Origin of the sequence: Kitasatospora sp. NPDC127067 (assembly GCF_042724755.1) — a bacterium.
In the GTDB taxonomy this organism is placed as follows: Bacteria; Actinomycetota; Actinomycetes; order Streptomycetales; family Streptomycetaceae; genus Kitasatospora; species Kitasatospora lactacystinica.
This window is the reverse complement of record NZ_JBHXEM010000230.1, coordinates 1-6,811: the sequence shown is the minus strand read 5'-3', so window position 1 is coordinate 6,811 and position 6,811 is coordinate 1. Positions and strand designations below refer to the sequence as shown.

General features: G+C 76.0%; 6 protein-coding genes. All 6 read left to right on the top strand.

Annotation, left to right across the window (positions count from 1 at the left end):
• Positions 1-289 precede the first annotated feature (289 nt).
• Positions 290-940, top strand: a complete 651-nt coding sequence (locus ACFWJ4_RS40325; RefSeq protein WP_380554150.1) for a helix-turn-helix domain-containing protein — start codon at positions 290-292, stop codon at positions 938-940.
• A gap of 161 nt (positions 941-1,101) precedes the next feature.
• Positions 1,102-2,340: a styrene monooxygenase/indole monooxygenase family protein gene (locus tag ACFWJ4_RS40320; protein WP_380554147.1), complete on the top strand. Its 1,239-nt coding sequence runs from the start codon at positions 1,102-1,104 to the stop codon at positions 2,338-2,340.
• Between the two features lie 155 nt (positions 2,341-2,495).
• Positions 2,496-3,041: a hypothetical protein gene (locus ACFWJ4_RS40315; RefSeq protein WP_380554145.1), complete on the top strand. Its 546-nt coding sequence runs from the start codon at positions 2,496-2,498 to the stop codon at positions 3,039-3,041.
• 100 nt (positions 3,042-3,141) lie between these two features.
• Positions 3,142-4,053, top strand: coding sequence for a phytoene/squalene synthase family protein (locus ACFWJ4_RS40310; RefSeq protein WP_380554142.1), 912 nt, complete (start codon positions 3,142-3,144; stop codon positions 4,051-4,053).
• A gap of 220 nt (positions 4,054-4,273) precedes the next feature.
• The gene (locus ACFWJ4_RS40305) at positions 4,274-4,441 is read left to right on the top strand and encodes an SflA family class IV lanthipeptide (RefSeq protein WP_380554140.1); all 168 of its coding nucleotides are present in this window, start codon (positions 4,274-4,276) and stop codon (positions 4,439-4,441) included.
• A gap of 55 nt (positions 4,442-4,496) precedes the next feature.
• Positions 4,497-6,811 (top strand): lanthionine synthetase LanC family protein (locus ACFWJ4_RS40300; RefSeq protein ID WP_380554137.1); only part of this gene is annotated, 2,315 nt, incomplete at its 3' end.

Here is a 6,811-nt window from a genome sequence, read left to right as displayed (position 1 = left end):
CCGCTGAACGGCCCGGTCCGGGGCACGCCGGCAGCGCCCTGACGGGCGCGGCGACCCGGGCCCGCCCGGCGGCGTCGGGGTGCGGCGCCTCGGTCGGGTGGCGCGTCGGTCGGGTGGCACCGGCTGGTCGACCGCACGTCGGCGGCAGCGGCCGGTCCCGGGCGCGGACCGACACGCACGGGGCCGTGCTGTTGCTCGACTTGCCGCAGGCCGGGCGCTTGGATGGATCCGGCCTGGTCAACACCCGGACGCGGCCGGACGGCCCCCGGCAAGCCGAGGAGTCACCCCTGTGAACGACACCCCCGACCCCGCCGTCGTGGCCCGTCGGATCGCCGAACGGCGCGAGCAACTGGGCCTCGGCGAGGAGGCCCTGGCCCACCGGGCCTCGATGGCTCCCCGCTACCTGCGGTGCCTGCTGGAGGCCGGTCCCTCCTTCGACCCCGGGGGCTTCGTCCGGATCGCCGCCGCCCTCGACACCACCCCCGAGGAGCTGGTGTCCGGCCGCGCCGACGCCCCGCCCGGCCAGGGCGGCCCCGGCCCGCGCCCCCGGCTGCTCGACCTCACCGAGCAGGAGTGCTGGCAGCTGGTCGGCGACCACGGCATCGGCCGGATCGCCCTGCCGGTCGAGCCGGGGCCGGTGGTGCTGCCGGTCAACTACGTGGTGGACCGGGGCTCCTTCGCCTACCGCACCGGCGAGCACGGCGCCGCCTCCCCGGAGGAGGGGGCCGCGGTCTCCTTCCAGGTCGACCACATCGACGAGTACCTCGGGCGCGGCTGGAGCGTGCTCGCCCTCGGCCCCGCGCACTACGTGGACGACCCCGCCGAACTGGAGCGCCTGGCCGGCCTGCCCGGAGCGGCCCCCTGGGCGGGCGGGGACCGGCCGCGCTGGGTGCGGATCCGCCCGGAGGAGGTCAGCGGACGGCAGCTGGTCACGGGGTGACGCACCCGCCGTCCCGCCGGGCCCGGGAGCTCCGGCAGGAGGGCGGGCGACGGGCACCGGCACGGCCCGTGGACGGGCGTCCCGATGACTGGTAAGCAGTCCGGTGGCGGCCGGGCCGTGCGGGCCGCCGTCCGGGACGTACCACCAGGAGAGCAGGGGCGATGCGCAGAATTCTGATCGTCGGCGCCGGGCAGGCCGGACTCCAACTGGCCCTGGGGCTGCAGGCCCACGGCTACGACGTGACGGTGCTGACCGACCGCGGCCCGGAGGAGGTGCGCGGCGGGCGGGTGATGTCCAGCCAGTGCATGTTCGACTCCGCGCTGCGTACCGAGCGTGCCCTCGGCCTCGACCTGTGGGCCGACCGGGCGCCCCGGATCGAGGGCCTCGGGGTGTCGGTCGCCGGGCCGGAGGCGGAGCGGGCGGTCGACTGGGTCGCCCGGCTGGACGCCCGCGCGCAGTCCGTCGACCAGCGGCTGAAGATGTCCACCTGGCTGGAGCTGTTCGCCGGGCGCGGCGGCCGGGTGGAGCTGCGCCAGGTGACCGCGGCCGACCTGCAGAACCTGGCCGGCTCCTACGACCTGGTGCTGGTCGCCTCCGGAAAGGGCGCGCTGGCCTCGCTGTTCGAGCGCGACCACGCGCGCTCCCCGTACGAGCGGCCGCAGCGCGCGCTGGCCGCCAGCTATGTGCACGGGCTCGGGCCGCGCCCCGAGCACGACTACCCGGCGGTGCGCTGCAACCTGGTGCCCGGTGTCGGCGAGCTGTTCATGGTGCCCGCCCTGACCGAGGCCGGGCCCTGCGACATCATGATCTGGGAGGCCCGACCGGGCGGCCCGGCGGACGCCTTCGACGGGATCCGCGATCCGGCCGAACACCTGCGGGTGACCCTGGAGTTGATGAAGACCTTCACACCCTGGGAGTACGACCGCACCCGATCCGGCGTCGAACTCACCGACGCGGGCGGCACCCTGGCCGGGCGCTTCACCCCGGCGGTGCGCCACCCGATCGGCGAACTGCCCGGCGGCGGTTCGGTGCTGGGCGTCGCGGACGTGGTCGTCCTCAACGATCCGATCGCCGGCCAGGGTTCCAACAACGCCGCCAAGTGCGCCGCCGTCTACCTGGAGGCGATCCTCGACCACGGCGACAGGCCCTTCGACCGGGCCTTCCAGCAGGAGGCCTTCGACAGGTTCTGGCACCTCGCCGCCCCCGCCACCACCTGGAGCAACGAACTGCTCGCCCCACCGCCCCCGCACGTGCTCCAGATCCTCGGCGCCGGGGGCCGGTCGCCCGCCGTGGCCCACCGGTTCGCCAACGCCTTCGACGAGCCGGCGGACCTGGAGGAGTGGTACTTCGACCCTGCCCGGGCGGGCTCCTACCTGGCATCGGTCGCCGTCGGCGACTGAGCGGACGGCCGGGCGGACCACCGAAGGGTCAAGATCTTCCCAAGTCCCGGACAAGCGGGCACCGTTCGTGGTGGGTTCTTCTCGCCCCCGGACGGGGGTCCCGTCCGGCCCGTCACCCGGGCCCGGCGGGCGACGTGGACAACGGGAGATGACCAGTGGCGGTCGACGGGGGCAACATGGCCCAGGCTGTGATCGATACGGCGTACAACGAACGCAAGCGGCTGCACACCGGCCGCAGCCGGACCGTCGCCGTGGTCGTCTTCGGCCTGCTGATCGCACTCGGCTTCTTCCTGGCCCTGGTGGTCGGGAAGGCGGACCCGGACACCCCGCCGACCTGCGACGGCCAGACCATGACCCGGCACAGCGAGTGCCGGATCTGGTCCAGCCGCGGCGGCGGGGGCACCTACTCCTACGACGAGATGATCGACCGTCGGGAGTCCGGCAACGGGGTGTGGCGGGTGATCGGCTTCGGCGGCGCGGGCGTGGCCGCCGTCCTGATGGTCGTCTCCATCGCCAAGCTCAACCCCAACCGCCCCTGGGGCGATCCGGTCGGCGCCGCGTGCCCGCGCTGCCGGGAGCTCAACCTGCGGGAGAAGCACACCGTGCACAGCGTCACCCGGGGCCGGACCACCCACCGCTACAGCGGCATCGTCACCCTCTGCACCCCGGCCTGCGGTTTCGCCACGATCCGCCAGCGCTGACCGGGGCCCCAGGGCCCCAGGGCCGCAGGGCCCCCGAATAGGTCCTCCCGCTCCCACCGGCTACGCTCGGCCCCGTCGAACGAACGATGGGGTGGACCGAGTGGGCAGGTGGGAGCGGGCGCTGGACGCGGCCGGGGTGCGGGAGGCCGGCCTGCGGGCCGACTACGGCCGGCAGCGGCAGCAGATGGCCCGCTACCGGCGGGAGGCCGCGCTCGCCACCGAGCTGCTGCTGCCCGCGCGGATGGTCCCGCACGTGATCGCCGCCGCCGCCTTCATGCACCGCACCGACACCCTGCTCGACAGCGGCCCGCTCGCCGAACGCCGGGCGGCGTCCGCCCGCTGGCGGCAGCAGGTCACCGACGGCCTCGCCGCCGGCCGCACCGACGACCCCGAGCTGCGTCCCCTGCTGCACAGCGTCGCCGCCCACCCCGTCCTGCGGGACCGGGTGCTGGACTTCCTCGCCGCGACCGGGGCCGACCTGGACTTCACCGGATTCGCCACCGAGGAGGACTACCAGGCCTACGTGGACGGGTACTCGCTGCCCGGCTTCATGGTGGTCGCCGGCCTGATCGGCCCGGACGGCGACCAGGGCGACTACCGCGCCGCCTGCCGCACCTTCATCGACGGCAGCCAGCGGCTCGACTTCGTCAACGACCTCGCCGAGGACCTCGCCGACGGCCGGCTGACCATCCCCGAAGAGACCCTGAAGGAGCACGGCGTCACCCGCGCCGACCTGGAGCGGGCCCGCGACCTGCCCGCCGTCCGGGCCCTGCTCGCCGCCCTGCTCGACCGCGCCGACCGCACCCTCGCCGACGGCAGGGCCGTCATCGACCGGGTGCCGCCCGCCCACCGGCCGATGGTCCGCTGCATCGTCGGCGTGGAGGAGCTCACCAGCGCCGCCGCCCGCGCCGACCTCGGCGCCCTGCTGCGCCGTTCGGCCGGTCCGGCCAAGCCCGCCGCGCTGCGCCTGCTGGCCCGTGAGTACCTCCGGGCTCGCCGCCTGCGCGGCTGACCGGTCGCCGGCCCGTGAACGCCTCCGGTCCCGGAGGTGCCGATCCGGTGTGTGCGGCCCCGGTGAGAGGCGTCGGAGCCGGTGTCCACAAACGGAACCTCCCTTTGTCGTAGGCGATCCGGCAGGTCGGTCGGCGCCCTGTCCCGGGTGGGGCGGCCTGGCTAGCATGAGCGCGCTCAGCAAGCAGGACCCAAAGACCCCAATCATTGGGAGGACCCCCATGAGCGCTGTGATGACCGACGTCCGCGACGCCGGCCTGCTGGACATCGACGAGAACGCCATCGTCTTCGAGGACGAGCTCGACGCCGACCTCACCCCCGTCGCCTGCCTCGCCGACCCGTGGGTGACCTACGTCCCGACCCGCTTCCCCTGCGAGTTCAACTCCTGATCCGTCCGGATCCCGAAGCACGGCGGACCACGGCGGACCGGGGAAGGACGGAACGATGAGCACACCGCCCGACCCCGGCCCCGCCGCGGTCCTGGGACAGGAGGAACTGCGGCGCCGGGCCGAGGAACTGGCCGCCCGGGCGCCCGGCCCGCACCGCCCGCTGCGCACCGACGGCCAGTGGTGGTACCTCCCGGACCCCCGGATGCCGGAGCTGGCCCACGGCTGGAAACTCCACCTGTCCGCCCGCCCGGAGGGCTTCGCGGCCCTGCTGGACACCGTCCTTCCGATCCTGCTCGGCCGCGTCTGCGACGTGAAGTTCGCGGTGAGCGCCACGGCACTGTGGGAACTCAACAGCGGCCGGCACGGCGCGGCCGCCGTCGGCAAGGCCGTCACGGTCTACCCCCGGCCGGAGGAAGTCCGCGCCCTGGGACTGGAGTTGGCGCAGGCATTGGCAGGCCGGGAAGGCCCCGCCGTGGTGAGCGACCGCCCCGTCCGGCCCGACGCCCCGGTGCACTACCGCTACGGGCCGTTCCGCGTCACCGACGACGAGGCGCAGGCCGGCATGGCGGGCCCGGACGGCTCGCTGTTCCCCGGGCTGGCCGAGGCCCGCTACCGTCGGCCGCCCTGGGCGGACGACCCCTTCGAGGCGGCCGACGCACCCGCCCGCCCGGCGACCACCCGGGTCGGGGCCGGCCGCTACCGGATCACCGCCGGCATCACCCGGGCGCCCGGCGGCCACGTCTACCGCGCGGTCGAACTCGCCACCGGGCGCGAGGTGGTGGTCAAGCAGGCCCGGGCCTTCGTCGCCGAGGACGGCGCGGGCACCGACGCGCGCGGCCGGCTGCGGCACGAGCAGCGGGTGCTCGACGCGCTGGCCGGGATCCCCGGCGTGCCCGCACTGGTCGACTACTTCCGGCACGGCACCGACGAGTACCTGGTCAGTGCGGCCCGCGGCCGGATCGACCTGCGCCGCGAGGTGCTCACCGCCGGCCCGTACCACGCCGACGCCGGTGCCGATGCCGGGACAGCGGGCGGACGGGACTGGTGGACGCTGGCGCGCCGGCTGCTGCACGTGCTGGACGCGGTGCACGCCCGCGGCGTGGTGGTCTGCGACCTCAAGCCCGCCAACGTGGTGCTCGACCCGGACGGCCGGCCCGCGCTGGTCGACTTCGGCGTGAGCGCCCTGGCCGACGACCGCCCCCCGGGCGCCACCGCCGGGTACGGCCTGCCGGGTGCCACCGGCGAGGACCCGACCGAGGACCACTACGCGCTGGGTGCCACCCTGCACCACGCCCTCACCGGCCTCGACCCGGTGGTGATCGACCAGGACCCGGCGACCAACCGCGACCGCACCCTCGCCTGCCTGCGCGCCGCCCTCCCAGAGCCCGGGCACCCGGCGGCGGAACTGGTCGAGGGCCTGCTGAGCTTCGACCCGGTACACCGCGCCGCCGCGGCGGCCCGGCTGCGGGAGGGACCCCGCCCGGTCCGGCGCGGCGCCCCCGGCGGACGGGGCGGCGGCCGACCGGCCGAGGCCCTCGACCACACCGTCACCACCTGCGTCCGGATGGCCCGCGAACTGGTCGCCGCAGACCCCGGCGCGGAGCGCCCCCGGACCCTGGTCTCGCTGTACGACGGTGCGGCCGGACTCGGCCTCGAACTGCTCCAGCACCCCGAGCGCCCGGACGCCCGGTCCGCCGCCGCCGAACTGGCCCGCTGGACGGCCGCCCACCCGGCCCTCGACCACCTCGACGGCTCGCTGTACCAGGGCCGTACGGGCGTCGACCTGTTCCTCGCCGAGGCGGCCGCCGCGCTGGGCACCGAGCCCCCGCGGCCCCGCCGGTACGAGGGGACGGGCGTGGACCAGATCGGCGGCACCGCCGGCATCGGCACCGGGCACCTGCTGCTCGCCGCCCTCGGCCCGGCGGCCGGAGCACACCGCGCGGCGGCGGCCGACTGCGCCGCCGACCTGGCCGGCCGGCCGCTGGACGACCTCGGGGAGGAGACCAACCCCGGCACCGCGGCCCTGGCCGAGGGCTTCGCCCACGGCCGCGCGGGCGTCGCCCACTTCCTGCTCGCGATGCCCGACGAGGCGTCCCGGCACGCCGCCCGGCAGATCGTGGACGGACTCGCGGCCGACCTCCCGCGCATCGTCGCCGCCGCCCGCGCGCCCGGGGCGACCCGCCGCTACCTGTCCTGGTGCCGGGGCCTGGCCGGGCTCGGCACCCTGCTGGTCCAGGCCGGCCGGCGGGACGGCGACGACGCGCTGATCGCCCTGGCCGCCGAGGCGGCCGACACCTGCCGGACGCTCGCCCCGAGGACCGCGCAGGTGTTCCGCTGCTGCGGCCTCGCGGGCGTCGGCGACCTCTTCGT

Bases quoted from the DNA above. Each gene is read 5' to 3' on its own strand.
- ACFWJ4_RS40320 (WP_380554147.1), top strand. From the start codon at position 1,102: ATGCGCAGAATTCTGATCGTCGGCGCCGGGCAGGCCGGACTCCAACTG.
- ACFWJ4_RS40305 (WP_380554140.1), top strand. From the start codon at position 4,274: ATGAGCGCTGTGATGACCGACGTCCGCGACGCCGGCCTGCTGGACATC.